This is a genomic window from Guyparkeria halopsychrophila, assembly GCF_044582135.1.
Taxonomy (GTDB): Bacteria; Pseudomonadota; Gammaproteobacteria; order Halothiobacillales; family Halothiobacillaceae; genus Guyparkeria.
The window spans coordinates 129,818-154,614 of the sequence record NZ_JBDODP010000002.1 but is presented as its reverse complement, the minus strand read 5'-3'; the positions used below and the strand labels follow the sequence as shown (position 1 = coordinate 154,614).

At 64.7% G+C, this 24,797-nt stretch carries 23 protein-coding genes and 1 tRNA gene; 5 read left to right on the top strand and 19 right to left on the bottom strand.

What is annotated here, in order from left to right; genetic code table 11:
* Positions 1-6: 6 nt before the first annotated feature.
* The 7 genes from ABGV18_RS01765 to ABGV18_RS01735 form a co-directional block, all read right to left on the bottom strand.
* Positions 7-83, bottom strand: a tRNA-Arg gene (locus tag ABGV18_RS01765).
* 76 nt (positions 84-159) lie between these two features.
* Positions 160-1,797 carry a phosphoglucomutase (alpha-D-glucose-1,6-bisphosphate-dependent) gene (gene pgm, locus ABGV18_RS01760; RefSeq protein WP_396584548.1) on the bottom strand — a complete coding sequence of 546 codons (1,638 nt, stop codon included), beginning with the start codon at positions 1,795-1,797 and terminating at the stop codon, positions 160-162.
* A gap of 108 nt (positions 1,798-1,905) precedes the next feature.
* On the bottom strand, positions 1,906-2,871 hold the full coding sequence (locus tag ABGV18_RS01755) for a bifunctional enoyl-CoA hydratase/phosphate acetyltransferase (RefSeq protein WP_396584547.1): 966 nt from the start codon (positions 2,869-2,871) through the stop codon (positions 1,906-1,908).
* Positions 2,872-2,925: 54 nt separating this feature from the next.
* Complete coding sequence (gene scpB, locus ABGV18_RS01750; RefSeq protein ID WP_396584546.1) at positions 2,926-3,534, bottom strand: SMC-Scp complex subunit ScpB; 609 nt, start codon at positions 3,532-3,534, stop codon at positions 2,926-2,928.
* Positions 3,531-4,391 (bottom strand): segregation/condensation protein A, encoded by an 861-nt coding sequence (locus ABGV18_RS01745; RefSeq protein ID WP_396584545.1) that lies wholly within the window; start codon positions 4,389-4,391, stop codon positions 3,531-3,533. The genes scpB and ABGV18_RS01745 overlap by 4 nt, the downstream gene beginning before the upstream one ends.
* Positions 4,381-5,037 carry a site-2 protease family protein gene (locus tag ABGV18_RS01740; protein WP_396584544.1) on the bottom strand — a complete coding sequence of 219 codons (657 nt, stop codon included), beginning with the start codon at positions 5,035-5,037 and terminating at the stop codon, positions 4,381-4,383. Before ABGV18_RS01740 ends, ABGV18_RS01745 begins: the two co-directional genes overlap by 11 nt.
* A 7-nt stretch (positions 5,038-5,044) precedes the next feature.
* A complete protein-coding gene (locus ABGV18_RS01735) occupies positions 5,045-5,662 on the bottom strand; it encodes an L-threonylcarbamoyladenylate synthase (RefSeq protein ID WP_396584579.1) in 618 nt (205 codons plus the stop codon).
* A 188-nt stretch (positions 5,663-5,850) separates the two neighbouring features.
* Between ABGV18_RS01735 and ABGV18_RS01730 the strand changes: the two genes are divergently transcribed.
* From ABGV18_RS01730 to ABGV18_RS01715, 4 genes are all read left to right on the top strand, one after another.
* Positions 5,851-6,429 (top strand): septation protein A, encoded by a 579-nt coding sequence (locus ABGV18_RS01730; protein ID WP_396584543.1) that lies wholly within the window; start codon positions 5,851-5,853, stop codon positions 6,427-6,429.
* Positions 6,430-6,474: 45 nt separating this feature from the next.
* The gene (locus ABGV18_RS01725) at positions 6,475-6,780 is read left to right on the top strand and encodes a YciI family protein (RefSeq protein WP_396584542.1); all 306 of its coding nucleotides are present in this window, start codon (positions 6,475-6,477) and stop codon (positions 6,778-6,780) included.
* Between the two features lie 64 nt (positions 6,781-6,844).
* Positions 6,845-7,927, top strand: coding sequence for a peptidylprolyl isomerase (locus ABGV18_RS01720; RefSeq protein ID WP_396584541.1), 1,083 nt, complete (start codon positions 6,845-6,847; stop codon positions 7,925-7,927).
* Between the two features lie 41 nt (positions 7,928-7,968).
* A complete protein-coding gene (locus ABGV18_RS01715; RefSeq protein WP_396584540.1) occupies positions 7,969-8,457 on the top strand; it encodes a cyclic nucleotide-binding domain-containing protein in 489 nt (162 codons plus the stop codon).
* A gap of 95 nt (positions 8,458-8,552) precedes the next feature.
* Here the strand turns inward: ABGV18_RS01715 and ABGV18_RS01710 are convergent, their stop codons facing one another.
* From ABGV18_RS01710 to hrcA, 12 genes are all read right to left on the bottom strand, one after another.
* Complete coding sequence (locus tag ABGV18_RS01710; RefSeq protein ID WP_396584539.1) at positions 8,553-9,827, bottom strand: HDOD domain-containing protein; 1,275 nt, start codon at positions 9,825-9,827, stop codon at positions 8,553-8,555.
* A gap of 74 nt (positions 9,828-9,901) precedes the next feature.
* A complete protein-coding gene (gene pnp, locus ABGV18_RS01705) occupies positions 9,902-11,986 on the bottom strand; it encodes a polyribonucleotide nucleotidyltransferase (protein ID WP_396584538.1) in 2,085 nt (694 codons plus the stop codon).
* A 115-nt stretch (positions 11,987-12,101) separates the two neighbouring features.
* Complete coding sequence (gene rpsO, locus ABGV18_RS01700) at positions 12,102-12,371, bottom strand: 30S ribosomal protein S15 (RefSeq protein ID WP_396584537.1); 270 nt, start codon at positions 12,369-12,371, stop codon at positions 12,102-12,104.
* 113 nt (positions 12,372-12,484) lie between these two features.
* A complete protein-coding gene (gene truB / locus ABGV18_RS01695; RefSeq protein ID WP_396584536.1) occupies positions 12,485-13,417 on the bottom strand; it encodes a tRNA pseudouridine(55) synthase TruB in 933 nt (310 codons plus the stop codon).
* Between the two features lie 18 nt (positions 13,418-13,435).
* Entirely contained in the window at positions 13,436-13,870 is a 435-nt protein-coding gene (gene rbfA, locus ABGV18_RS01690; RefSeq protein WP_396584535.1) for a 30S ribosome-binding factor RbfA, read from the bottom strand.
* Positions 13,871-13,880: 10 nt separating this feature from the next.
* Positions 13,881-16,526, bottom strand: a complete 2,646-nt coding sequence (gene infB, locus ABGV18_RS01685) for a translation initiation factor IF-2 (protein ID WP_396584534.1) — start codon at positions 16,524-16,526, stop codon at positions 13,881-13,883.
* 89 nt (positions 16,527-16,615) lie between these two features.
* Positions 16,616-18,109 carry a transcription termination factor NusA gene (gene nusA / locus ABGV18_RS01680; RefSeq protein WP_396584533.1) on the bottom strand — a complete coding sequence of 498 codons (1,494 nt, stop codon included), beginning with the start codon at positions 18,107-18,109 and terminating at the stop codon, positions 16,616-16,618.
* 18 nt (positions 18,110-18,127) lie between these two features.
* Positions 18,128-18,640, bottom strand: a complete 513-nt coding sequence (gene rimP / locus ABGV18_RS01675; protein ID WP_396584532.1) for a ribosome maturation factor RimP — start codon at positions 18,638-18,640, stop codon at positions 18,128-18,130.
* A gap of 358 nt (positions 18,641-18,998) precedes the next feature.
* The gene (gene dnaJ / locus ABGV18_RS01670; RefSeq protein ID WP_396584531.1) at positions 18,999-20,135 is read right to left on the bottom strand and encodes a molecular chaperone DnaJ; all 1,137 of its coding nucleotides are present in this window, start codon (positions 20,133-20,135) and stop codon (positions 18,999-19,001) included.
* A 205-nt stretch (positions 20,136-20,340) separates the two neighbouring features.
* Positions 20,341-22,266, bottom strand: a complete 1,926-nt coding sequence (dnaK, locus tag ABGV18_RS01665) for a molecular chaperone DnaK (protein ID WP_396584530.1) — start codon at positions 22,264-22,266, stop codon at positions 20,341-20,343.
* A 150-nt stretch (positions 22,267-22,416) separates the two neighbouring features.
* Complete coding sequence (gene grpE / locus ABGV18_RS01660; RefSeq protein ID WP_396584529.1) at positions 22,417-22,977, bottom strand: nucleotide exchange factor GrpE; 561 nt, start codon at positions 22,975-22,977, stop codon at positions 22,417-22,419.
* Between the two features lie 185 nt (positions 22,978-23,162).
* Positions 23,163-24,212 (bottom strand): heat-inducible transcriptional repressor HrcA, encoded by a 1,050-nt coding sequence (gene hrcA, locus ABGV18_RS01655; RefSeq protein ID WP_396584528.1) that lies wholly within the window; start codon positions 24,210-24,212, stop codon positions 23,163-23,165.
* Between the two features lie 256 nt (positions 24,213-24,468).
* Here hrcA and ABGV18_RS01650 point away from each other — a divergent pair, with 256 nt between their 5' ends.
* Complete coding sequence (locus ABGV18_RS01650) at positions 24,469-24,795, top strand: SMR family transporter (RefSeq protein ID WP_396584527.1); 327 nt, start codon at positions 24,469-24,471, stop codon at positions 24,793-24,795.
* Positions 24,796-24,797 lie beyond the last annotated feature (2 nt).

The following is a 24,797-nucleotide window of genomic DNA, read 5'->3' as shown; positions in this document are numbered from 1 at the left end:
TATGTCTGGTGCGCCCGACAGGATTCGAACCTGTGACCTTCGGCTTCGGAGGCCGACACTCTATCCAGCTGAGCTACGGGCGCGTTTCTGGTGAAGGCATCCTCACCAAGCAAGGGCGGCATGATAGCGGCTTGGCCGCGTCACGTCCATGGGCCGCCCTTAACCGTTTAACGCATCGCCGACGACCTGTTCGGCCTGGGCGAAGATTTCCTCGAGGTGGCCGGGGTCCCGGAAGCTCTCGGCGTAGATCTTGTAGATCGGCTCGGTCCCGGACGGGCGGGCGGCAAACCAGCCATTGGCCGTCTCCACCTTGAGCCCGCCAATCGGCGCCTGGTTGCCCGGGGCCTGGGTGCGGATACCGGTGACCGACTCGCCGGCCAGGGTGTTGATCGCGAGCTGGCTCGGGTCGAGTGCCTTGAAGCGCTCCTTCTGCTCGGCGCTCAGCTCGGCATCGCGACGGGCGTAGAACGGCTGCCCAAAGCGGTCGATCAGGCGATTGAAGCGTGCCCAGACGTCCTCCCCGGTCACCGCAAGGATCTCGGCGGCCAGCAGCCCCATGGTCAACCCGTCCTTGTCGGTGTTCCAGACCTCGCCGTTGCGGGCCAGGAAGGTCGCCCCGGCGGATTCCTCGCCACCAAAACCCAACCAGCCGTCGGTCAGTCCCGGCTGGAACCACTTGATGCCCACCGGCGTCTCGTAGACCTCGCGTCCCAGTCCACCGGCGACACGATCGATCATCGAGCTCGACACGATGGTCTTGCCCACCTTGAGATCGTCGCGCCAGTCGGGCCGATGGCCGAACAGGTAATCGATCGCCACGGACAGGAAATGGTTGGGATTGATCAACCCGCCCTCGGGGCTGACGATGCCATGGCGGTCGGCATCGGTGTCGTTGCCGAAGGCGACATCGAAGCGATCCTTGATCTTGAGCAGGTCCGCCATCGCGTACGGCGAGGAGCAGTCCATGCGGATCTTGCCGTCGTGATCCAGCGGGATGAAGCGGAAATCGGGCTCGATCTGGCGATTGACGACGGTCAGATCGAGACCGTAGTACTCGGCGATCGGCTCCCAGTAGGGCAGCCCGGCCCCGCCCATCGGATCGACACCGATCGAGACACCGGCCCGGGCGATCGCCTGCATGTCCACGACCGTGTCGAGTGCCTCGACGTAGGGGCGGATAAAATCGACGCCCTGGGCGGCATCGCCCTTGATCGCCCGATCGAACGGCTGGCGGGAGATGGCCTGCCAGTCGGCCAGCAACTCGTTGGCGCGACGCTCGATCCAGCCGGTGGCCTCGGTATCCGCCGGGCCACCGTGAGGCGGGTTGTACTTGAAGCCGCCGTCACCGGGCGGGTTGTGCGACGGAGTCAGGATGATGCCATCACAACGCGACGCGCCGCGACGATTGGCCGCGACGATCGCCTGGGAAATCACCGGCGTGGGGGTCGGGGCATTGTCGTGCTGATAGCGGAACGACACGCCGGCGGCCGCCAACACCTCGACGCAGGTCATGAATGCCGGCCAGGCCAGTGCGTGCGTGTCGATGCCAATCAGGATGGGCCCGTCGATACCCTGACTGCGGCGGTACTCGACCAGTGCGGCGGTCACCGCGGCAATGTGGCCCTCGTTGAACGAGCCGGTCAGGCTCGAGCCGCGATGCCCCGAGGTGCCGAAGGTAATGCGCTGCGACGGGTCGTCCACCAACGGGGCGTTCTGGTAGTAGGCACTGATCAGACGCGGCACGTCGACAAGAAAATCACGGGGCGGGGTCTGGCCGGCAAGTTCGTGCAATGGCATGGGTGAAAGTCCTTCGGCTGTACGGGCTTTGACGTCGTGAAACGTGAAACGTGGAAGCGGTCGAAACGGCTGGCATCGATGCCGGCCCCGCTCGAGGCCGGCCGAGTATCAATGCGGCGGGTGACCACAACCGCCGGCCTCGAACGGCGGCAGCGGGTCGACCCGCGCCTGACGATGGGCCGCCACGCGGGCCAGGGCCAGCGAGGCGATCCGCACCTCCTCGGGATCGGCCCGCGAGGTCAGCACCACCGGCACGCAGGCACCCAGCACGATGCCGGCAAAGCGCGCCCCGGCCAGATACTCGAGATCCTTGTAGAGGATATTGCCTGAGACCAGATCCGGAACCAACAGGATATCGGCGTGGCCCGCGACCGGGCTGATCAGGCCCTTGATGCGCGCCGATTCGGCCGAGATCGCCGTGTCGAAGGCCAACGGCCCGTCAATCTGCGCATGCGCGATCTGGCCGCGCTCGCCCATCTTGGCCAAGCAGGCCGCATCCAGGGTCGAGGGAATGGCCGGATTTACCATCTCGATTGCCGACAGAGCCGCCACCCGGGCCCGTTTATTGCCCAGCCACCAGGTCAGATTGACCGCATTCTGCAGGATCTCGGCCTTGGCGCGCACGTCCGGCTGGATATTGATCGCCGCATCCGTGATGAACAGCAGCTTGTGGTAGCTCGCCATCTCGGCCATGAACACGTGCGATATCCGCGGGCCGCGCCGCAGTTCCCGGATGATCGGCCGCAGGAACACGTCGCTGTGAATCGCCCCTTTCATCAGCAGGCTGACCCGGCCGGACTCGACCGCATCGACCGCCGCTCGCGCCGCCTGTTCCGGACCGGGCGCGTCGATGACCGGAAAGGCCACGCCCTGCTCGGCCATCAACGCCTCGATACGCGCGGCCCGACCGATCAGTACCGGCTCGATCAGGCCGGCCTCGGCCGCGTGATGGGCGGCCTCGACAATGTGCGCCTCGTCGGCACCGACCACCGCCGTCGGGGCCGGCGGCAGGGCGCGCGCCTGCTCGATCAGCTGATCGAGACTGCGGATCTCATCGGCGGAATGTTGTGTCATGACCTTTCCCTGTCGCGGTTTGCGCGCCGATGTTCAATCGGGCGGCACAGCGGTTCACACATCGATATCGTCCTGACCGGCGAAACGTTCGAAATCCGGCAGCTCCGCGAGCGAATTCAGGCCGAAGTCGCCGAGAAACTCGCGCGTGGTTCCCAGCATCTCCGGCCGTCCCGGGCTGTCCTTGACGCCGAGACTCCGCACCCAGCCGCGTTCGGCCAGTTGCTTGAGGATCTGCGGATTGACCGCCACACCACGCGCCGCCTCGATCTCGCCACGGGTGATCGGCTGGCGCCAGGCGATCAGCGCCAGCGTCTCCAGTGCCGCGCGGCTGAGCTTCGGCACCCTTCCCGGGTCGCCGGCCTTGAGATACGGTGCGACAGCGGCGGTGGCAACCAAGTGCCAGACGCGGCGCCCACCGACCTCTCGGTTGGCCAACTCGATAAAGCGATGCGATTGCCAACGCTTAGCCACGCGTACCAGCGCGGCCTCAAGTAACTCGGGGGCCGTCTCCTGCCCCACCATGGTGCTCAGCGCCTCAAGCGACAGAGGCTCGTCGACCGTAAGCAACAAGGCCTCGACCAGTTCGACCAACCCCTCGGGGGGCTCGCTACCCGAGGACACGGGCGTATCGGCGTGGTCCGAGGGGGGCGCCTTCTCGGTCATCGGGGCATCTCCTCTTCAACGGCCGGCTCGGGGGTCTTGCCGGCCAGGCGAAACAATGTCACGGGCCCAAAGGGGCTTTCCTGCGACCAGTCGAGTGCGTGGGTGCGAGCGAGTTCCAGCACGGCCACCGTGGTCACCGCGACCCCCATGCGCCCTTCCTCGACATGGAAGACCTCGGACAGTTCGCAGCTCGGCCGTTCGGCCAGGGCAACGAGAATCTCGGTCATCCGCTGGCGGATGCTCAGGGCCTCGGCCCGCACGTGATGGGCACGTCGGACGCTACCTTCACGCATCAGCCCCTGCATCGCCGCGATCAAGCCGGCAAGATCGGCCGGCACCGCCGGGGCCGGCAGGCGATCGGGCGGCTCGGTCGACAGGTCGAACCAGTCGCGCCCCCGCCGTGGTTGCTCGTCGAGCAGGCCCGCCGCCCGAGTGGTGCGCTCGTACTCGAGCAGCCGCTCGACCAGCTCGGCGCGCGGGTCGAGTGGCTCCTCCTCGTCGTCATCGCGCGGTTCGGGGGGCAGGAGCATGCGTGACTTGATCTCGGTCAGCCAGGCGGCCATCAGCAGGTACTCGGCCGCCAGTTCGATCGCCATCGACTTCATCAGAGCAAGATAGTCGAGGTACTGCTCGGTGACCCGCGCGACCGGGATCTCGAGGATGTCGATGTTGTGCTTGCGAATCAGGTAGAGCAGCAGATCGAGCGGCCCTTCGAACTGTTCCAGCCAGATCGCCAGTGCGTCTGCCGGGATGTAGAGATCCAGCGGCAATTGCTCGAGCGGCTCGCCGGACACCCGCGGCGTGGCGTCGACCCAGCGTCGCGAGTCGCTTTGTGGAATACGGCCCTCAGAAGACATGAATCAATGCGTTGAACCAGCCGAGCAGCGTGCCCATGATCGGCAGCAGGATCGCCGAAAGCACCCCGCTGACCAACAGCACCACCACGATCGGCAAGCCCCACGACTCGAAGCGTGACAACTGATCGCCCCAACTCGCCGGCAGCACCGCCACCAGCATTCGCCCGCCGTCGAGCGGCAGGATCGGCAACAGGTTGAACACGGCAAGTATCAGGTTGATGAAGATCCCCACCTGCCCCATCAGGGCCAACGCTTCGGCAAACCGCATGCCGCCGTCCAGTCCTTTCAACGCCAGCACGGTGACCAGCGCCCAGCCGAGTGCCATCAAGATATTGACCCCGGGCCCGGCGGCCGCGACCAGGAACATGCCGCGGCGCGGGTCGCGCAGACGGGCGGCGTTGATCGGCACCGGCTTGGCCCAACCGAAGACGAACGGGGTGAACAGGTACATCAGCAGCGGCACGACGAGCGTGCCCAACCAGTCGATGTGGGGAATCGGATTGAGCGTCAGGCGCCCGGCCCGCTTGGCGGTGGGATCACCCAGCGCGTTGGCGACATAGCCGTGCGCCGCTTCATGCACGGTCACCGCCAGCAGGATCGGCAGGATGCCGATCGCGATCTTCTGCAGGAACGAGAGCTCGAGCACGTCCGACTCAGTCCGCCAGTTCGGGCGGTACGCCGCCGAGGCCTTCGCGCTGGACGTCGAAATTCTCGCCGGTCAGGTCGAGCACCGTGCCCGGTATCTGTTCGAGAAAGCCTGCGCCGGCGATCAGGTCGACCTGGTTGGTGACCGCGGTCGGGAACAGCTCCGGATCGTCCAGCGGCTCATCAAGGTCCGGGATCACCAGCGAGGCGCTCAGGATCGGTGCGTCCAGGGACTCGAGGATGCCGCGCAGGACCACGTGGGACGGGACTCGCAGGCCGATCGAGCGTTTCTTCTCGTGCTGCAATCGCCGGGGGACCTCGCGCGTGGCCGGCAGAATGAAGGTGTAGGGGCCAGGGATGTGGCTCTTGAGAAAACGGAACTGGACATTATCTACCTTGGCATAGACGCCCAGCTCGGATAGATCGCGCACCGACAGGGTCATATGATGGATGCCGTCGTCACGCCGGATCCGCCCAATGCGCTCGATCGCGTTCTTGTCTTCCAGGCGGCAGGCAAGCGCGTAGCCCGAGTCGGTCGGTACGACCACGATCTGTCCCCGGGCAATCGCCTCGGCGGCCTGCTTGACGAAGCGTGGCTGGGGGGTCTCGGGATGGATGTCGAGCACTCTGGTCATGGATGCCCCTCATGGCGTCGGATGGCAATGTTGGCGGGCCCGGTCAGTCGGGCGGGAGAGCGAGCAGCCGAGCGGCTCGCTCCGCGCGCCCTCGGGCCCATGTTAGTGTACTGCAAGCGGCTTGCGGGCACGTCCTGCCAGCCTCGACTACCAGGCTCCTTACCGTTACGCGAGAGACGATGAAATTCCTGTTCGACTTCTTCCCTATCCTGCTGTTCTTTGGTGCCTACCACCTGCAGGGTATCTACGTGGCCACCGCGGTGGCCATGATCGCCTCGGTGGTACAGATCGCCGCCGGGTGGCTGATATGGCGCAAGGTCGAACGAATGCACTGGGTTTCGGCCGGCCTGATCGTCCTGTTCGGCGGCATGACGCTGATCCTGCACAACCCGCTGTTCATCATGTGGAAGCCCACCATCCTCAACTGGCTGTTCGCGCTGGTGTTCCTCGGCAGTGCATTCATCGGCAAGAAGCCGCTGGTCCAGCGCATGATGGAGCACGTCATCCAGGTCCCCAAGGCCATCTGGCACCGAGTCAACTGGGCCTGGGTGGGCTTTTTCCTGATTTCGGGCGTGGCCAACATCCTGGTCGCCTACCAGTTTTCCGAGGCGTTCTGGGTCAACTTCAAGCTGTTCGGCTTGATGGGCATGACCTTCGTGTTCATGATCCTGCAGGGGCTCTATCTCGGCCTGTACGCCGAACGACCGGCCGAGGTCGAGACAGAATCCGGCCCGCAGGATGGTGACGAACGCCCCTGACCGCCGCCCGGATGGCCCCTGATAGCGACGGAGGACGCACCGCCAATGCAATGGTTTATGATCATGGCCAATGACGTGGCCGACAGCGCCCCGCTGCGGGCAAAGCACCGCGACGCGCACCGCGCGCGCATCGAGTCGATGATCAATGAGGGTCGAATCCTTACTGCCGGCCCTCTGCCGATCGACCCGGCCGCCCCGGACCGCGGGCTGTCGGGCAGCCTGATCGTCGCGGCCTTCGAGAACCTCAAGGCGGCCCGTGCCTGGGCCGAGGCCGACCCGTTTCAGGCCGGCGGCGTGTATGCCTCGGTCGACGTGCGCCCCTACAAACCAATTTTCGGCGCCACCGGCTAACGTCGGTTTGGTGCCCCGTCACAACCAAAAACGAACCAGACCAAGAAACCACAGGATACTTATCATGGATAGCAAACTGACCACCGACCGCATCCCCCACCGTCGCCACCGGCTGGCGATCGCGCTGAGCGCGGGCCTGCTGATCAGTGCCGGCGCAATGACCGGTTGCAGCGACGACCGCCCGCAGTCCGCCGAGAAGACCCCGCTGGGGCAGCAGGGCAACTCGTCCGACGCGTTCGCCACCATCGAGGGCGGCGAAGTGATCGCGCGCATCAATGGCTCCCCGCTCTACCGCGAGAACCTCGAGGTGGTGAAGGAAAACCTGGGCGCCGAGGTGCCCGAGGAACGCCTGGTCAGCCGCATGGTCGAGTTGCGACTGCTGGCCAACCGCGCCCGTGAACAGGGGCTGGACAGCGCCCCGCGCACCCAGGCACGCGTGCAGAACGCGATCGACAACCAGCTCGCCAACGCCTATCTCATGGACTTCATGACCGAGATCGAAGTGGACGACGCGGAGGTTGAGGCGGCCTACGAACGCCAGATGGAAGCCTTGGGCGAGGAAACCCAGTACCGCGCCATGCACATCCTGGTCGAGGACGAGGAGACCGCTCGCGAGCTGATCGCGGAGCTCGACCAGGACGGGGACTTCGCTGAACTGGCCCAGGAGCACTCCAAGGACACCGGTTCGGGTGAATCTGGCGGTGATCTGGGCTGGTTCTCCCTCGACCAGATGGTCGAACCCTTCGCCGAGGCCGTCGGTGCTCTGGAGCCGGGTCAGCGTGCAGACAACCCGGTCGAGACGCAGTTTGGCTGGCACATCATCCGGCTCGAAGAAACCCGACCTTTGCCCAAGCCGACGCTTGAGCAGATGCGTCCGGAGTTGGAAGATCAGGCCCGGCGTGATGCCATCAACGACATGATTGCCGAGCTGCGTGAATCGGCCAATGTCGAAATTCTCACCAGCGACGTGCGTTCGATGGTCGAGCGCGATGACGATCAGGCCGAGGCCAACGATGAGGCCGGCTCCACGGAAGAGACCGCGGAAGAGACTGCGGAAGACGCCGAGAACGGCGATGATGCCGAGGGCGCCGACGACGCGGCCGACATCGGCAACCTCCCGGCCGAGCCGCTCAAGGCCATGCCCTGAACCGGGCTACGCCCATCCGTCAAACGGCAACAGGAAAGACCATGACGAAAGAAGTCGTAAACGGCGAGGAGCTCAAGCAGACCGCGTTGGGCCAGGAACTCAACGACGATCAGTGCCGCTTGCTCGCCAACGTTTGCACGCGTCGCGAGATAGGTAACGGCGAGATCCTGTTCGAGGAAGGCCATAGCAGCGACACGCTGTTCGTCGTCGTCCAGGGGCGGTTCGCGGTCAGCCGCGATACCGGCCGCGGATTTTCCGACACGCTGCACCTGCTCGAGACCGGGCAACTGGCGGGCGAGTCGGGCTTTCTCGACGGGACGCCGCACAGCGCGACCCTCCGCGCCGTCGGCGACGCGCACGTGGTCATGCTTGACCGCGCCCATCTCGAGGCCTTGTTGGTCGACCACCCGATCCTCGTCTACAAGGTGATGCGCGCGATCGTGCACAGCGTGCGCGAAATCATTCGACGCATGAACCGTCAGCACAGCGAGCTGTTGAGCTACATCAACCCGAGCATCGGCCGGTTCTGAGAAACCTCGACACAGTCGACCGCGGATAGTAAAGAAGGGCCGTGATCATCGATCACGGCCCTCTCACTTTTCGGGGGGAGAACCGCGGCTGGGTGTCAGGGCCCGCCCAACGCCTCCCTCAGCGCCTCGTCCCAACGCACGGCATCGAGATAGCAGTTCGGGGCAACCTCGTTGAGTGACGAGATCGCGGTCTCGCCATCGGCCTCGAGCCATTGGCCCTTCTCGTAAAAACGGACGTACTCGAGCAATTCACCGAGACTGCCCTGCCCTTCCAACAGCGCCTTGGCGATGTCGTCGGTCAATGGCAACTCGTCGATCAACTGGGCCAGCGGCTGGTTGTAGAAGGCATCGAGATTCGAGAACAGACCGACGAGGAAGGCGGTCGGTGGGTTCGCCAGGTGGCTCTGTTCCGCCAGCAATTCGGCAAACCGCGCCCGGATCATGGTGTTGTGGATCAGGGCCGGCGGCTTGCCATCCACGCCCGTGAGCGCGGACAGGTAGACCAGGCTGCGCACCGCCTTCAGCCCCAACAAGCGCACCGCCTCCTCGACCGAATCGACCTGCCGACGCAGGCCGATGGCAGCCGAGTTGACCAGCCGCAATAGCCGGTAACTCAAGGCCAGATCGGTATTGATGCGCTCGACGATCTCGCCCATCAAGGCCTCGTCGTCCTGCAGGAGGATCAAGAGCCCCATCAGGTTCGCCTTGGAGGCCCGCACGGTCGGCCGGACCACCATCTCCGGGCGGGAGACGAAATGCCCCTGGAAGTAATCCACCCCGGCCTCGCGCAGGCGATCGTAGACCTCCCACTCCTCGACCTTTTCGGCAATGACCTTGACCCCGACTTGGCGCGCCACAGGCAGTGCCGCGATGATCCGGTCTACCCCCACCGCCAGGACGTCGAACTTGACGTAATGGCACTCGGCCACGCAGGGCTGGTCGATCGATTCGGGCGCAAAATCATCCAGCGCGACCCGGTAGCCGGCCTTCTTCAGGCGCTTGATGGCCTCGGCGGTCCGTTCATCGCAATCGACCGTCTCGAGGACTTCCAGAACCACCGACGGGGCCACGATGCCCTCCAGCACGTCACTGAAGAGCATCTTCCCCGGGACATTGATGAACGCCTGCTTGCCCCCGACCAGGCTATCGAGACCGATTTCACTCAGGGCGTTGAGTACGGTCGATGCCGTGGCCTGGTTGGAATTGCCGATTCGAGCCACCTGGTCGGCATCCGCCGCCCGATAGAGCAGTTCGTACCCGATGGTGTTGAGATCGGCATCGACGATCGGTTGGCGCGCGAGGCGCACCGACTGGACGATCCGCTGGGCCGTCTCCTCGCTGGGGGGATTGTTTTGATCGGGATTTGCCATGGCGTGCTACGGCTTGTCGCGTGGGCGCCCGGCGTATCGAATCACGGGCTTGATCACATCATACCGCAGCCGACCTATGCGGAGAAGCGCATGGTCAGGCGCAGACGTCCCTGCCGATCGACCTCGAGCAGTTTGACCTTCACTTCGTCGCCCTCGTTGACGATGTCGGTGACTTTCTCAACCCGGCCCTCCGCCATCTCGGAGATGTGCAGCAGGCCGTCCTTGCCCGGAGCGATGTTGACGAAGGCGCCGAAATCGACCACGCGCACCACCTTGCCGTGAAAGATCTTGCCCACCTCGAGTTCCGCGGTCAGCTCCTCGACCCGGCGACGGGCTTCCTCGGCGGCCTCGCCATTGGGCGCGGCGATGGTGACCAACCCGTCCTCGCTGATGTCGATCTGGGTTTCGGTCTCCTTCGTCAGCGCCTGGATGGTCGAGCCGCCCTTGCCGATCAGATCGCCCTTGCGCTCCGGGTTGATGCGCACGGTGATAAAGCGGGGTGCGTGCGAGGACAGGTCGGTGCGAGCCTCGGCCAGCGCCTCGCTCATGCAGCCGAGGATATGGGTGCGGCCGGCACGCGCCTCGCGCAGGGCCTCTTCCATGATCTCGCGGTTGATGCCCTCGATCTTGATGTCCATCTGCAGGGCATTCACACCCTCGGCAGTGCCCGCCACCTTGAAGTCCATATCACCGAGGTGATCCTCGTCACCGAGGATGTCGGTGAGCACCACGAACTGCTCGCCTTCCTTGATCAGGCCCATGGCGATCCCGGCCACCGGCGCCTTCACCGGCACACCGGCATCCATCATGGCGAGCGAGGCGCCACAGACGGAGGCCATCGAGGACGAACCGTTGGACTCGGTGATCTCGGAGACGACCCGGATCGTGTACGGGAACTCCGCGGCCGGCGGCAAGGCGGCCATGACGCCGCGGCGCGCGAGGTTGCCGTGACCGATTTCGCGGCGCTTGGGCATGCCGAACCGGCCGGTCTCCCCCACACAGAACGGCGGAAAGTTGTAATGGAACAGGAACGGTTCCTTGCGCTCGCCACCCACCGCATCGATCATTTGCGCGTCACGCGCCGTACCCAACGTGGTCACCACCATCGCCTGGGTCTCGCCACGGGTGAACAGCGCCGAGCCATGGGCACGCGGCAGAAAGCCGGTGCGAATGCTGATCGGTCGGACGGTGCGGGTATCGCGCCCGTCGATGCGCGGCTTGCCGGCAAGGATGTCGCCACGGACCACGGCGGACTCGATGCCCTTCACCAGCCCGTCGACCGTCTTCTCGGTGACCGGTGGTTCGGCCGATTCATCGACGAAACGCTCGCGGATCTCGCCGCGCAACTGCCCCAGACGCCCGCCGCGCTCGGCCTTGTCGGCGATCTGGTAGGCGGCTTCGATCTCGGCGCGGAAGGCCGACTCGATCTCGGTGGCCAGCGCCGAATTGTCGGCCGGCGGGGTCCATTCCATGGTCGGACGACCCGCCTCGGCGGCCAGGGCCTCGATCGCCTGGATGGCCGCGTGCATCTGCTCATGACCAAACATGACCGCATCGAGCATGACATCTTCGGGCAACTGATCGGCCTGTGACTCGACCATCAGCACGGCCTTGTCGGTACCGGCCACCACGAGATCCAGACGCGACTCGGTCAGTTGCGCGGGGCTGGGGTTGAGCACGAACTCACCATTGATGTGGCCGACCCGCGCGGCACCGATCGGACCGGCGAACGGCGCCCCGGAGAGCGACAGCGCGGCCGACGCACCGATCAGTGCCGGGATCTCGGAGTCGACCTCGGGGTCCAACGAGAGCACCTGGGCGATGACCTGCGTCTCATGGGTGAAGCCCTTCGCGAACAGCGGGCGCACCGGCCGGTCGATCAGGCGCGCGACCAGGGTTTCCCCCTCGGTCGAACGCCCCTCGCGGCGGAAGAAGCTGCCTGGCACCCGCCCGGCGGCGTAGAACTTTTCCTGGTATTCGATCGTCAGGGGCAGGAAATCCTTGGACGGATCCGCGGTCGGCGCGACCACGGCGGTGACCAGCACCACCGTCTCGCCCATGGTGACCATGACCGCCCCGCTGGCCTGCCGGGCGATTTCGCCGGTCTCCAGGGTGACGGTGTGTTGACCGTACTCGAAGGATTGCTTGCTCACTGCCACGCTTGGCTCCTGACGTATCAAATGTGTTCGATGGGCGACGAGACGATCGGCTGACCACCTCGCAAACAAAAAACCCGCCGCAATGCGACGGGTTTCAAGTGTAACCGGGATGCGCTTACTTGCGCAGGCCCAGCTTCTTGATCAAGTCCTGGTAGCGGGTCAGGCTCTTGGACTTGAGGTAGTCGAGCATCTTGCGACGCTGGTTGACCAGCTTGAGCAGGCCACGACGCGAGTGGTGATCCTGCTTGTGGGTCGCGAAATGCTCGGTCAGGTGCGTGATCCGCTGGGTCAGCAGCGCGACCTGAACTTCCGGGGAACCGGTGTCGTTCGCGTCTTTGCCGAACTCGGTAACGATATCGGCGGTGGTCTTTTCGTTCAGGGACATGGGAACTCTCCTATCTGCCTGGGTGAAGCTTTTGAAGTCCATCGTGGGTCAGTAGCTCAGGCGTATCCCCTGAAACCACCGTCCCGCAATGCGTTTGGGCGCTTGCACGCCCCTTACAACGCCGCGAACAATCGTCGCGGCGCGGTTCGCCCGTCATCCAGCACTTCCCCCATACCCAGGAAAAGGTCGTCAGGTGCATAGAGTCGAAACCACCCGGTTTGTGGCGCGTTGGGCACAAACACCGGATGACCATGGCGAATTGGGTCAACGCTCGAGGCGTCCAGCATCACGACTGGATACGCACCAAGCGCCGAATCGATCGGGAGAATAACACGGTCCAAACCGTCTGGGGCCTCGAGCCCGCCTTCGGCGGCGATCGCCTCGAGGTCCTCTAGCCGGTAGGTCGGCTGCTCGTCCATCGACCAGGGGCCGAGGCCGATGCGGCGCAGCTCGATCACCACCGCGCCGCAGCCAAGCGCCTCGCCGATATCCTCGACCAGGGTGCGAATGTAGGCACCCTTGCTCGAGTGCACCCGCAGCGTGAATTCGGTGGCCGAGAGGGATTCCAGCGTGATCTCGTGAAAGTCGATGGGGCGCGCCTTGCGCTCGACGGTCTTGCCCTCGCGCGCCAGCTCGTACAGGCGCCGGCCCTCGTGCTTGAGCGCCGAGTGCATCGGCGGCACCTGCTCGACACGGCCCCGAAAACGGCCCAGCACCGCTTCCATCGCATCGTTATCGATGGCCGGAACCTCGCGCGTCTCGATCACCTCGCCCTCGAGATCACCACTGTCGGTCCGCGTGCCCAGCCGGCCGGTCACCCGGTAGGTCTTGTCGGCATCGAGCAGCAATCCGGAGATGCGCGTCGCCTGGCCGAAGCAGACCGGCAACAGGCCGGAGGCCGCCGGATCGAGACTGCCGGTGTGACCGGCCTTGGCGGCATCGAACAGCCGCCGAACGCGTTGCAGCGCCTGGTTCGAACTCGAGCCCAGCGGCTTGTCGAACAAGACGATGCCATTGATCTCGCGACCGCGACGCTTGCGTGCCATACGACTGACGGACCCGGCTTAGCGCCGGCCGTCTTCCTCGGACTCGTCTCGATCGACACCATTCTCGTCGGTGCCATCGTCCTCGGCGTCGCCATCCTTGTCACGCACGGCGCGAATCAGGGCATCCATCTGCATGCCCTGCTCGATCGAGTTATCGAAGATGAAGGTCAGTTGCGGGACGATGCGCAGGCGCATCCGGTGACCCAGTTCGCCACGCAGGAAACCGGCCGCCTCGTTGAGCCATTGCTCGGCGATCGGCTGCTCATCGGCATTGAGTACGCTGTAGAAGATGCGCGCATGGGCAAGATCCCGCGAGACCTCGCAGTCCGTGACCGTCAACATGGTCAACGGCGCATTCGCCCCGCCGTCCACGCCGGAATCACGGATCAGTTCGGCGATCTCGCGCTTGATCTGGCCGGCCACTCGTTTGTGGCGCTGAAAACCCTGTGCCATAACGTTCGCCTTAAAGGGTCCGCTGGACCTCGAAGCGCTCGAAGACCTCGATCTGGTCGCCGACCTTGACGTCGTTGTAGTTCTTCACGCCGATGCCGCACTCCATACCGGCACGCACTTCCTGGGCATCGTCCTTGAAGCGGCGCAGCGACTCGAGCTCGCCCTCGTAGATGACCACGTTGTCGCGCAGTACGCGAATCGGGTTGTTTCGCTTGACCAGACCCTCGGTGACCATACAGCCCGCGATCGCGCCCAGCTTCGGCGAGCGGAACACGTCGCGCACCTCGGCCAGACCGACGAACTTCTCCTGGGTCTCGGTGCCCAGCAGGCCGGTCATGGCCGCCCTGACGTCGTCGAGCATCTCGTAGATGACCGAGTAGTAGCGTATCTCGACATCCTGCTCGCCGGCCGTCTTGCGAGCGGCGGCATCGGCACGCACGTTAAAGCCGATCACGATCGCGCTCGACGTGGCGGCGAGGTTGACGTCGGACTCGTTGATCCCGCCCACGCCGCTCATCAGGACGTTGACCTTGACGTCGTCGGTCGACAGCTTCTGCAGGCTGTCGCGGATGGCCTCGGCGGAGCCCTGCACGTCGGCCTTGACCAGCACGTTCAGGGACTCGACCTCGCCTTCCTTCATCTGGTCGAACAGGTTCTCGAGCTTCGCCGCCTGCTGGGCCGCCAGGCGCGAATCGCGCTGCCTGGCCTCGCGGAACTCGGCGATTTCACGCGCCTTCTTCTCGTCCTCGATCACGACCAGTTCATCCCCGGCTTCCGGCGTGCCGGAAAGACCCAGCACGACCACCGGGATGGACGGGCCGGCCGATTTGACCTGTTGCCCGGTCTCGTCGAGCAGGGCACGCACTCGGCCGTATTCCTTACCCACGACCACGGTATCGCCCTTCTTGAGGGTGCCGCTCTGAACCAAGATGGTCGCGACCGGGCCGCGCCCCTTCTCCAGGGAGGACTCGACCACGGTACCGATGGCGTGGCCTTCGACCGGCGCCTTGAGCTCTTGGAGCTCGGCCTGCAGAAGAATCGCTTCGAGCAACTGGTCGATCCCTTCACCGGTGTGCGCGGAGACATGCACGAACTGCGTGTCGCCACCCCACTCCTCGGAGATCACTTCTTCCTGCGAGAGCTCGGAGCGGACCCGCTCGGGGTCGGCGCCATCCTTGTCGATCTTGTTGACGGCCACCACCATCGGCACGTTGCCGGCGCGGGCGTGGTGGATCGCCTCTTTCGTTTGTGGCATGACGCCGTCATCGGCCGCAACGACCAGCACGACCACGTCCGTGGCGCTCGCGCCACGGGCACGCATGGCGGTGAACGCCTCGTGACCCGGGGTATCGAGGAAGGTGACCGTGCCGCGCGGCGTGTCGACGTGATAGGCACCCACGTGCTGGGTGATGCCACCGGCCTCGCCCGCGGTCACTTTGGCGCGACGGATGTAGTCAAGCAGCGAGGTCTTGCCGTGGTCGACGTGACCCATCACGGTCACGACCGGCGGACGGGACATGGCCTCGCCCTGCTCGACCTGCTCGAGCGCCTCGTCCTCGATCGCGCTTTCCGACTCGGCGTGCGGCGTATGCCCCATCTCCTCGACCACGAGGATCGCGGTGTCCTGATCGAGCACCTGGTTGATGGTGGCCATCACGCCCATGTTGAACAGGACCTTGACCACATCGACGCCCTTGACGGCCATGCGCTGGGCCAGTTCCTCGACCGAGATCGACTCGGGCACGTTGACGTCGCGGACAACCGGGGCGGTCGGCTTCTCGAAGGTGTGACGAGTGGCCACGGCCGTCTTGGAGGCGATGCCTTTCTTGCCTTTCTTGCGCCGACGACCAGCGCCGGCACCCAGATGCAGTTCTTCACGGGCGCTCTCGCGGGCATGCCGGCCCTTGCCGCCATGTTTGCCACGCTTGGGACGTTCCTCCTCGGTCGAGACCGGGATGCCCGGCGCTTCTTCCGGCATCGCGACAATACGCAGACGGGACTTACGTTTGCCGTCATCCTTGCCTTCACCGTCGCCACTCGCAGCCTCCTCGGCGGGAGCGGTCTGCTCGGCGGGAGCGCTCTCCTCGGCAGCCGGCTCTTCGCTCGGCTTTTCCTCGGTAACGGGCTCGGCCGCCGGTTCGGCGGGTTCGGCAGCGACCTGCTCCGGCTCTGGCTCGACAGGTGCCTCTTGGCTCTCGGCCGGCTCGGCCTCGGCGGTCGTGCTCAGCGCCTGTTCGACCGACGGCGCGGTCTCGGTGGCCGCCTGCTCTTCGACCGGTGCCGCCTGGGTCATTTCCTCGGCCAAGTGTTCGGCCTGCTCGGCCTCTTCGGTCGGCTCGACCTCGTCACGCGAGACATAGGTCTTGCGGCGACGGTATTCGACCGCGACGGTCTTGCTGCCACGGCCACCGCCGCCGACCTTGATTTCCTGCTGGGAGCGACGCTTGAGCGTGATGCGCGAGGAAGGCGCTTTCGCCTCCCCTTCACCCGACGAACGCGACTTGCGCAGATGGGCCAGCAGCTTCATCTTGTCGTCGTCACTGACACTGGCATCCACGGAGGCGACCGTCACGCCCGCTTCAGCCAGTTGCTCAAGCAGCCGTTCAGGGGTGGCGCCTACCACTTTTGCCAAATCTTTAACCGTGACCTCGGACATTAACGACTCCTGTGGTCCTGCAAACTATCAAATAGGGATTTCACGCCTCGGCACCTGCCGATGGCGACGGGTCGGGCTTCGCCGACCGATCAAGCGAACCAGGGTGCGCGTGCGGCCATGATCAGCCGCCCGGCAAGCTCCTCGTCCACGCCTTCGTATTCCGTCAACTCATCAATGGAAAGTTCGGCAATATCTTCCGAGTCCTTGATGTTGTTCTCGCGCAGGTTGGCGGCCAGTTCGGTCGTCATCCCGTCGAGCTCCTCGAGGGTCAGTGCCTCGCCGGAGGATTCGGTTTCTTCCTCGGTCTCGCTGCCACCGGCAATCGCCATGGTCAGCAAAGCGTCGCGAGCGCGGTTGCGCAGCTCGTCGACGATGCCTTCGTCGAAGCCCTCGACCTCGAGCAACTCCTCGGTCGGCACGTAGGCGATTTCCTCGATGGTCGTGAAACCAGCCTCAACCAGCACCTCGCCCACTTCCTGATCGACATCGAGCGCTGCCATGAACTGCTCGACGATCCGGCGCGTCTCGGTTTCGCCCTTCTCGATCGCCTGCTCTTCGCTCATGACATTGATCTGCCAGCGCGTCAGCTGGCTCGCGAGACGGACGTTCTGGCCACCGCGGCCGATCGCCTTGGAGAGGTTCTCCTCGCTGACCGCCACGTCCATGCTGCCGGTGTCCTCGTCGACGACGATCGAGACGACCTCGGCTGGCGACATCGCGTTGATGACGAACTGGGCCGGGTTCTCGTCCCAGACGATGATATCAATCCGCTCACCGGAGAGCTCGTTGGTCACCGACTGGACTCGCGAACCACGCATGCCCACGCAGGTACCCACCGGGTCGATGCGCGGATCGTTGGAGAGCACCGCGATCTTGGCGCGCAGGCCCGGATCGCGGGCGGCGTTGACGATCTCGATCAACCCCTGGGAGATCTCCGGCACCTCGAGCTTGAACAGCTCGATCAGGAATTCCGGCGCCGTGCGGGACACGAAGATCTGCGGCCCGCGCGGCTCGTGGCGCACGTCGGTGACGTAACCACGCAGGCGATCGCCGGGACGGACGGCCTCGCGACCGATCATCTCGTCGCGCGGGATCATCGCCTCGGCGTTGCCACCCAGATCCAGGATGACGTTGCCGCGATCGATGCGCTTGACCAGCCCCATGATCAGGCTGCCCTTGCGATCTTCGTAGGCTTCGACTACCTGGCGGCGCTCGGCCTCGCGCACCTTCTGCACGATCACCTGCTTGGCGGCCTGAGCAGCGATCCGGCCAAACTCGGCCGATTCGATCTCTTCCTCGATGTGGTCGTCCACCTGCACGTCGGGCTCATCCATCTGGGCGGCCTCGAGAATGATCTCGCGCTCGGGGTGCTCGGAGGTTTCACCCTCGACCACCATCCATCGACGGAAGGTACGGTAGCTACCGTCTTCCCGGTCGATCTCGACACGGGTCTCGATGTCACCGCCGTGGCGCTTGCGCGCTGCCTGAGCAAGCGCCGCCTCGATCGCCTCGAAGATCACGTCGCGGTCGACGCCCTTCTCGTTGGACACCGAATCGACGACAAAAAGGATTTCTTTGTTCATGTTGCTAGCCAGATCGCTCTATTTCCGCGCCGTGCGCCGCTTCTGACGCTTGTTGCGGCCACGCTTGGTGTTGTCGGCAAACTCGTAGACCAGGTGGGCCTTCTCGGCCTCCTCGAAACGGAAGACCAAGTCGCCTACCTCGTCGACGAGGACCGAAATGTCCTCGCCATCGACGCCCTGAATGACGCCTTCGAACTTCTTCTGCTGCGCTACCGGCTTATACAGCCGCAGGCGCACGCGGTGCCCGACAAAGCGGGCGAAATCCTCGGTGCGAAACATCGGCCGCTCGACGCCCGGCGAGGAAACCTCGAGCCGGTAGGCGCTCTGGAACGGGTCCTCGACGTCGAGCACACCCGCCAGGGCGTGGCTGACCTCGGCACAGTGTTCGAGCGTCATGCCATCCGCGTGGTCGATGTAGACACGCAGCAGGCCAGCCGGGCCGCCGCGGAACTCGCCGCCGACCCACTCGAAGCCAAGGTCCTCGACCACTGGTTTGAGCATGTCTTCGATCGCCGCCGGGATTCTCTGCACGTCTGCCTGCACCCTCTGCTGGTTACGCCCGCCCTTTTCGCAAGACCGGGAGCCGGAAAAATAAAAAAGCCCCATATGGGGCCCGGCATCACGACTTAAAGCCAATGTTCGCGGGAACCGGAATATAAAGACAACGCCCACCAAAGTCAATCCGATACCGGGATGCCCACGGGGTTGGCGGTCGGCCATCGTGACCCTTCACGCTGCTTGCGCGGCGGCCCGGATACCGAGCTGGAATCCACACCCGGACCCGGCCGAGAGACCAGGCATTTGCCCCGGATGCGAATGGCCCCTTATCGGTGGGCGCGTCCCGAGGCAGGCAGGAACGGCACCCATCGGCACCGTCCCGACGATACGGTCACTCGCCTCGCAGATCGTCGAAGAACCGCTTGACCGAATCGAGGAACGAGTGCTGCCGCGGCCGATGCTTCTTGGCCACGCCGTCGCCGCTGCCCAGCGACCGCTCGAAGGCCTCGAGGAGTTCGCGCTGCTCGTCGTTGAGCTTGACCGGCGTCTCGACGTGGACGGTCACCAGCAGGTCGCCCTGCGTGCCACCACGCACCGGACGCACCCCCTTGCCGCGCAGACGGAACACCTTGCCGGTCTGCGTCTCGATGGGGATCTTGAGGCTGACCTTGCCATCGAGCGTCGGCACCTCGATTTCGCCACCAAGTGCCGCGGTGGTAAAGCTGATCGGCATGTCGCAGAGCAGATCGGCATCGTCGCGCCGGAACAGCGGGTGCGGCTTGATGTCGATCAGGATGTACAGATCGCCCGGCGGACCGCCCTTCTCGCCCGGCGCGCCCTCGCCCGAATGGCGGATGCGGTCGCCGGAGTCGACCCCGGCCGGGATCTTGACCGAGAGGGTCTTCTGCGTCTCGATACGACCCGTGCCACCACAGTCGGTGCAGGGGTCCTCGATCTTCTGACCCTCGCCACCGCAGTCCGGGCACGGCTGCTGGATGGAGAAGAAACCCTGCTGGATGCGCACCGCCCCCTGACCGCCACAGGTCGAACAGGTGGTCTTACCGGTGCCCGGCTTGGCGCCGCTCCCGTCACAGGTCTCGCAGGGCTCGGTGGTCGGAATGCGGATCTCGACGGTGGTGCCGCGCACCGCTTCCTCGAGCGAGAGCCTGAGGTTGTACTGCAGGTCGGCCCCGCGCCGGGCGCCACCACGGGCGCGCCCGCCGCCGAAGATGTCACCGAAGACGTCACCGAAGATATCGGCAAAGCCGGCGCCACCGCCACCGAATCCACCGGCAGCCTGTCCATCGACGCCGGCGTGACCGAACTGATCATAAGCGGAGCGCTTCTGTGGGTCGGCGAGCACCTCGTAGGCCTCCTTGGCCTCCTTGAACAGCGTCTCGGCCTGCTCGTCGCCCGGATTGCGGTCCGGGTGATGCTTCATCGCCAGACGGCGGTAGGCCTTCTTCAGTTCGTCGGCCGAGGCATTCTTGCTGACCCCCAGCACCTCGTAGTAGTCACGTTTTGCCATGGTCGATCTCTTGGGCTGTCTTCGTTTTTGCCCGCTCGGCAGCGCCGCGCGGGACTGAATACGGTGACAGGCCGCACCGCGAAAGCGGCCGACCCGTCTTGGAAAGCTGTGTGCCACGCCACCGGATCACGGCGACCGGGTCGCGAGGCACAAAAAATCATCCACCCCGAAGGGCGGATGATTCACTGGTCAGGCTGTCGACGACTTACTTCTTATCGTCGTCCTTGACCTCTTCGAACTCGGCGTCGACGACATCGTCGTCCTGCTTCGCCTGTCCGCCGTCGGCTTGACCACCGGCATCGCCGCCGCCCTGGGCCGCCTGCGCCTTCTGCATGACGGCGGCGGAGGCCTGGGAGAGGGCCTCGATCTTGGCGTCGATCTCGGCCTTGTCGTCGCCCTTCATTGACGCGCGCAACTCGGCGATGGCGTCCTCGACCGGCTTCTTGTCCTCGTCGGTCAGCGCGTCACCGGCGTCGGTCATCGCCTTCTCGATGGTGTGGATGATGCCATCACCCTGGTTGCGCGCCTCGACCAGCTCCTTCTGCTTCTTGTCTTCGTCGGCGTGCGCGGCGGCATCGTCCACCATGCGCTGGACTTCGTCCTCGGACAGGCCGGAGCTCGCCTTGATCTCGATCTTCTGCTCGCGACCGGTGCCCTTGTCCTTGGCCGAGACGTGCAGGATGCCGTTGGCATCGATGTCGAAGGTGACCTCGATCTGCGGCTGACCGCGCGGCGCCGGCGGGATCTCGGTGAGATCGAAGCGACCCAGCGACTTGTTGCCCGAGGACATCTCGCGCTCACCCTGCAGCACGTGCACGGTGACAGCAGTTTGGTTGTCGTCGGCAGTCGAGAACGTCTGGCTCGCCTTGGTCGGGATAGTGGTGTTCTTCTCGATCAGCTTGGTCATCACGCCGCCCATGGTCTCGATACCCAGCGACAGCGGGGTGACATCGAGCAGCAGCACATCGTTGACGCCGCCGGAAAGTACGCCGCCCTGAATTGCCGCACCGATGGCCACGGCCTCGTCCGGGTTGACGTCCTTGCGCGGGTCTTTGCCGAAGAACTCGGCGACGGTGTCACGCACCTTCGGCATGCGGGTCTGACCGCCGACCAGGATCACGTCATCAATGTCCGAGGCCGAAACGCCGGCATCCTTGAGCGCCATCTTGCAGGGATCGATGGTGCGCGTGACCAGTTCATCGACCAAGGATTCGAGCTTGGCCCGCGTGATCTTGATGTTCATGTGCTTCGGACCGCTCTGATCCGCCGTGATGTACGGCAGGTTCACGTCGGTCTGCTCGGTCGAGGACAGTTCGATCTTCGCCTTCTCGGCGGACTCTTTCAGACGCTGCATGGCAAGCGCGTCATTGGAGAGATCGACGCCCTGCTCCTTCTTGAACTCGTCGACCAGGTGATCGATCAGGCGGTTGTCGAAGTCTTCACCACCCAGGAAGGTGTCGCCGTTGGTCGACAGGACCTCGAACTGCTTCTCGCCGTCGATGTCGGCCACCTCGATGATCGACACGTCGAAGGTGCCGCCACCCAGGTCGTACACCGCGATTTTGCGATCGCCACTTTCCTTCTTGTCCATGCCGTAGGCGAGCGCCGCCGCGGTGGGCTCGTTGATGATGCGCTTGACGTCGAGGCCGGCGATCTTGCCGGCATCCTTGGTCGCCTGACGCTGGTTGTCGTTGAAGTAGGCCGGCACAGTGATGACCGCTTCGGTCACCTCTTCACCGAGGTACGCCTCGACGTCCTTCTTGATCTTCATCAGGACGCGCGCGGAAACCTCCGGTGGGGCCATCTTCTTGTCGTTGACCTGGACCCAGGCATCGCCGTTGTCGGCCTTGACGATCTTGTAGGGCATCAGCTTGATGTCCTTCTGGACCGCCTTCTCGTCGAAGCTGCGGCCGATCAGACGCTTGACCGCGTAAAGCGTGTTTTCCGGGTTGGTGACGGCCTGGCGCTTGGCCGGCTGACCGACGAGGATCTCGCCGTCATTGGCGTAGGCGACCACCGACGGGGTGGTGCGCGCGCCCTCGGCGTTCTCGATTACCTTGCCGGTCTTGCCATCCATGATCGCGACGCAGGAGTTGGTCGTCCCCAGGTCGATACCGATTACCTTGCCCATAAATAGTGTCTCCAGTCGTTCTGTCGTGAATGCGAAATTTGGTTGGCGTGGCCCGCCGCCTCGATGGATACCGGGCCCGCTCTTGTGCTTGGATTTGCGGGCGGGCGGTGATTTTTCAAGACACCCGCAGCAAATCCGCCCTCGAAACCCTTACTTGGGCTTCGAGACCACCACCAGCGCCGGGCGCACGATGCGGTCCTTGAGCAGGTAGCCCTTCTGCATCACGTCGACGACCTGGTCCGGTTCGCCGTCGTGCGGTTGCAGGCTCATGGCCTGGTGGTGATCCGGGTTGAATCGTTCGCCGATCGGGTGGACGGCCTGGACGCCGAATTTCTCCAGGGTCTGGATCAGCATCTTGAGGGTCATCTCGTCACCCTCCTTGATCTTCTCCAGCGTCGCGTTTTCCTTGTCGGCCGCCTGGATACCCAGTTCCAGCGAATCGACAACCGGCAAGAGCCCCTCGACGAAGCGCTCCAGGGCGAACTTGCGGGCCGACTCGATATCGCGCTCGGCACGGTGACGCACGTTCTGCATCTCCGCGGCGATGCGCAGGACTTCCTCGTCCTTCTCGGCGAGTTGCGCCTTGAGTTGCTCGACCTCGCTCTGCTCGCTGGCCTCACCCGCTTGGGCTTGGGCCTGGGGACCACCCTCGACGGGCTGCTCCGGCTGTTCCTGGTTCATGTCGTCTTGATCGACCGGCTTGTCCGTCATCGAAACTCTCCTGAAAAGCGGATGGAAACTGGCGGTGAAACCGTTGGCTGAAAACGGCGCCCCCGTATCGCAGGGCGCCGCTGCAAACCAACGGCTTCGATTGATGCCCGGAGTCTTGGGGCATCCGCCATCTTTTCAAGGGGAAAGCATCCGGCCGTGGGAAACGGCGTTTCGGATGAAAGCGCTTACTGGCGAGACAACGCGCTCGACAACAGCCGCGAGGTGACATCGACGATCGAGATCACCCGGTCGTAGGGCATGCGCTTGGGACCGATCACGCCCAGCACGCCGACCACCTCGTCGCCGACGCCATAGGACGCCCCCACCACGCCGCATTCGTCGAACGTGGGCGAGCCGGACTCGCGGCCGATGAAGATCTTCACGCCCCGGGCGCGTTCGCATTGGTCGAGCAGGGAGACCAGTTCGCGCTTCTCGGCGAAGGCATTGAACAGCCGCCGCATGCGATCGACATCGCCCAGTTCATCGATGCCCATCAGGTTGACCTGGCCGGCCACGGCCAGGCCGGCCTCGTCCTCGACCGCCTCGACGGCGGATTCGGCCAGGGTGATGGCCTCGGAAAGATTGCCTTCGATCTGCGCGCGCGTGCTCTTGAGCTCGGCGACCAGCGTCTCGCGCAACCCCTGGATGGACTGGCCGTTGAGCCGCTCGTTGAGGAAATTGGCGAAGCGCGTCAGCTCGCCCTGGCTGTAGGGCTTTTCGGGATGGATGATGCGGTTCTGCACCCCACCGTCGTTGGTGACCAGCACCATCAGCACTCGGCCGGGCGACAGCGAGACGAAATCGATCTGGCGAAACAGCGCGCGGGCCCGCGACGGGATGGTGACCACCCCGGCGAACTGCGTCAGACTCGAGAGCAGATTGGAGGCGGTATCCGCCATGTGCTGCGGATCATCATCGGCCGCCTCGCGCAGGATGCGCTCCAGGCGACGGGCATCCACCGGCGCCTTGCCGGGCGTGGTCAGCAACGAGTCGACAAACAGGCGATAGGCCAGCTCGGTAGGCACGCGCCCAGAGGAGGTATGCGGGGCGCGCACCAGCCCGAGGTCCTCGAGATCGGCCATGACATTACGCACCGTGGCCGGACTGAGGTTGAGATCGGACATGCGGGCGAGCGAGCGCGACCCGATCGGCGCGCCCTCGTCGGTGTAGCGATCGATCAGCACCCGCAGCAGGGTCTGTGCCCGCTCGGGAAGCTCACTCCAGGCGTCAGTCATACGCAGACTTGGGAACCTCTGGTTGAGGGAAGGTCGGTATCGGATTCGTGCCGACCTTCCTTAGCGGCAATCGCGGCAGGCCGCTAGAATCGATTTCCAAACTAGCACCCGCCCAACGAGAGTGCCAAGCGGACCGCACCGCAGTCAGATTCAAACGCAGGTTCCTTTGCTAGACTGGGCCCACTTTCGCATCCCGTCGGCCAAGCGCCAGCTCTCGACGGACGCGACCCATCGGATTCGAGGATAACAACACGGCATGAACGCCTGGCTTCTCTTGTTGGCCGCCGGCCTGTTGGAAATCATCTGGGCGACCGGACTGCGCTTTACCGACGGCTTTTCCCGGCTACTGCCCACGGTCGCGGTGCTCGTCATCGCCTGGTTGAGCTTCTACCTGTTGGCCGTGGCCATGCGCGATATCCCGATGGGCACCGCCTACGCGATCTGGACGGGGATCGGCGCCACCGGGGTGGCCATGATCGGCATCCTCTGGTTCAAGGAACCGGCATCGCTCGCGCGGCTGGGTTTCATCGCCATGATCGTCATTGGCATCATCGGGCTGAAATGGTCCTCGGGCAATCATTGATT

Coding starts and splice junctions, on each gene's coding strand:
- pgm (WP_396584548.1), bottom strand. CDS start 1,797: ATGCCATTGCACGAACTTGCCGGCCAGACCCCGCCCCGTGATTTTCTT.
- ABGV18_RS01755 (WP_396584547.1), bottom strand. CDS start 2,871: ATGACACAACATTCCGCCGATGAGATCCGCAGTCTCGATCAGCTGATC.
- scpB (WP_396584546.1), bottom strand. CDS start 3,534: ATGACCGAGAAGGCGCCCCCCTCGGACCACGCCGATACGCCCGTGTCC.
- ABGV18_RS01745 (WP_396584545.1), bottom strand. CDS start 4,391: ATGTCTTCTGAGGGCCGTATTCCACAAAGCGACTCGCGACGCTGGGTC.
- ABGV18_RS01730 (WP_396584543.1), top strand. CDS start 5,851: ATGAAATTCCTGTTCGACTTCTTCCCTATCCTGCTGTTCTTTGGTGCC.
- ABGV18_RS01725 (WP_396584542.1), top strand. CDS start 6,475: ATGCAATGGTTTATGATCATGGCCAATGACGTGGCCGACAGCGCCCCG.
- ABGV18_RS01720 (WP_396584541.1), top strand. CDS start 6,845: ATGGATAGCAAACTGACCACCGACCGCATCCCCCACCGTCGCCACCGG.
- ABGV18_RS01715 (WP_396584540.1), top strand. CDS start 7,969: ATGACGAAAGAAGTCGTAAACGGCGAGGAGCTCAAGCAGACCGCGTTG.
- ABGV18_RS01710 (WP_396584539.1), bottom strand. CDS start 9,827: ATGGCAAATCCCGATCAAAACAATCCCCCCAGCGAGGAGACGGCCCAG.
- rpsO (WP_396584537.1), bottom strand. CDS start 12,371: ATGTCCCTGAACGAAAAGACCACCGCCGATATCGTTACCGAGTTCGGC.
- truB (WP_396584536.1), bottom strand. CDS start 13,417: ATGGCACGCAAGCGTCGCGGTCGCGAGATCAATGGCATCGTCTTGTTC.
- rbfA (WP_396584535.1), bottom strand. CDS start 13,870: ATGGCACAGGGTTTTCAGCGCCACAAACGAGTGGCCGGCCAGATCAAG.
- infB (WP_396584534.1), bottom strand. CDS start 16,526: ATGTCCGAGGTCACGGTTAAAGATTTGGCAAAAGTGGTAGGCGCCACC.
- nusA (WP_396584533.1), bottom strand. CDS start 18,109: ATGAACAAAGAAATCCTTTTTGTCGTCGATTCGGTGTCCAACGAGAAG.
- dnaJ (WP_396584531.1), bottom strand. CDS start 20,135: ATGGCAAAACGTGACTACTACGAGGTGCTGGGGGTCAGCAAGAATGCC.
- dnaK (WP_396584530.1), bottom strand. CDS start 22,266: ATGGGCAAGGTAATCGGTATCGACCTGGGGACGACCAACTCCTGCGTC.
- grpE (WP_396584529.1), bottom strand. CDS start 22,977: ATGACGGACAAGCCGGTCGATCAAGACGACATGAACCAGGAACAGCCG.
- hrcA (WP_396584528.1), bottom strand. CDS start 24,212: ATGACTGACGCCTGGAGTGAGCTTCCCGAGCGGGCACAGACCCTGCTG.
- ABGV18_RS01650 (WP_396584527.1), top strand. CDS start 24,469: ATGAACGCCTGGCTTCTCTTGTTGGCCGCCGGCCTGTTGGAAATCATC.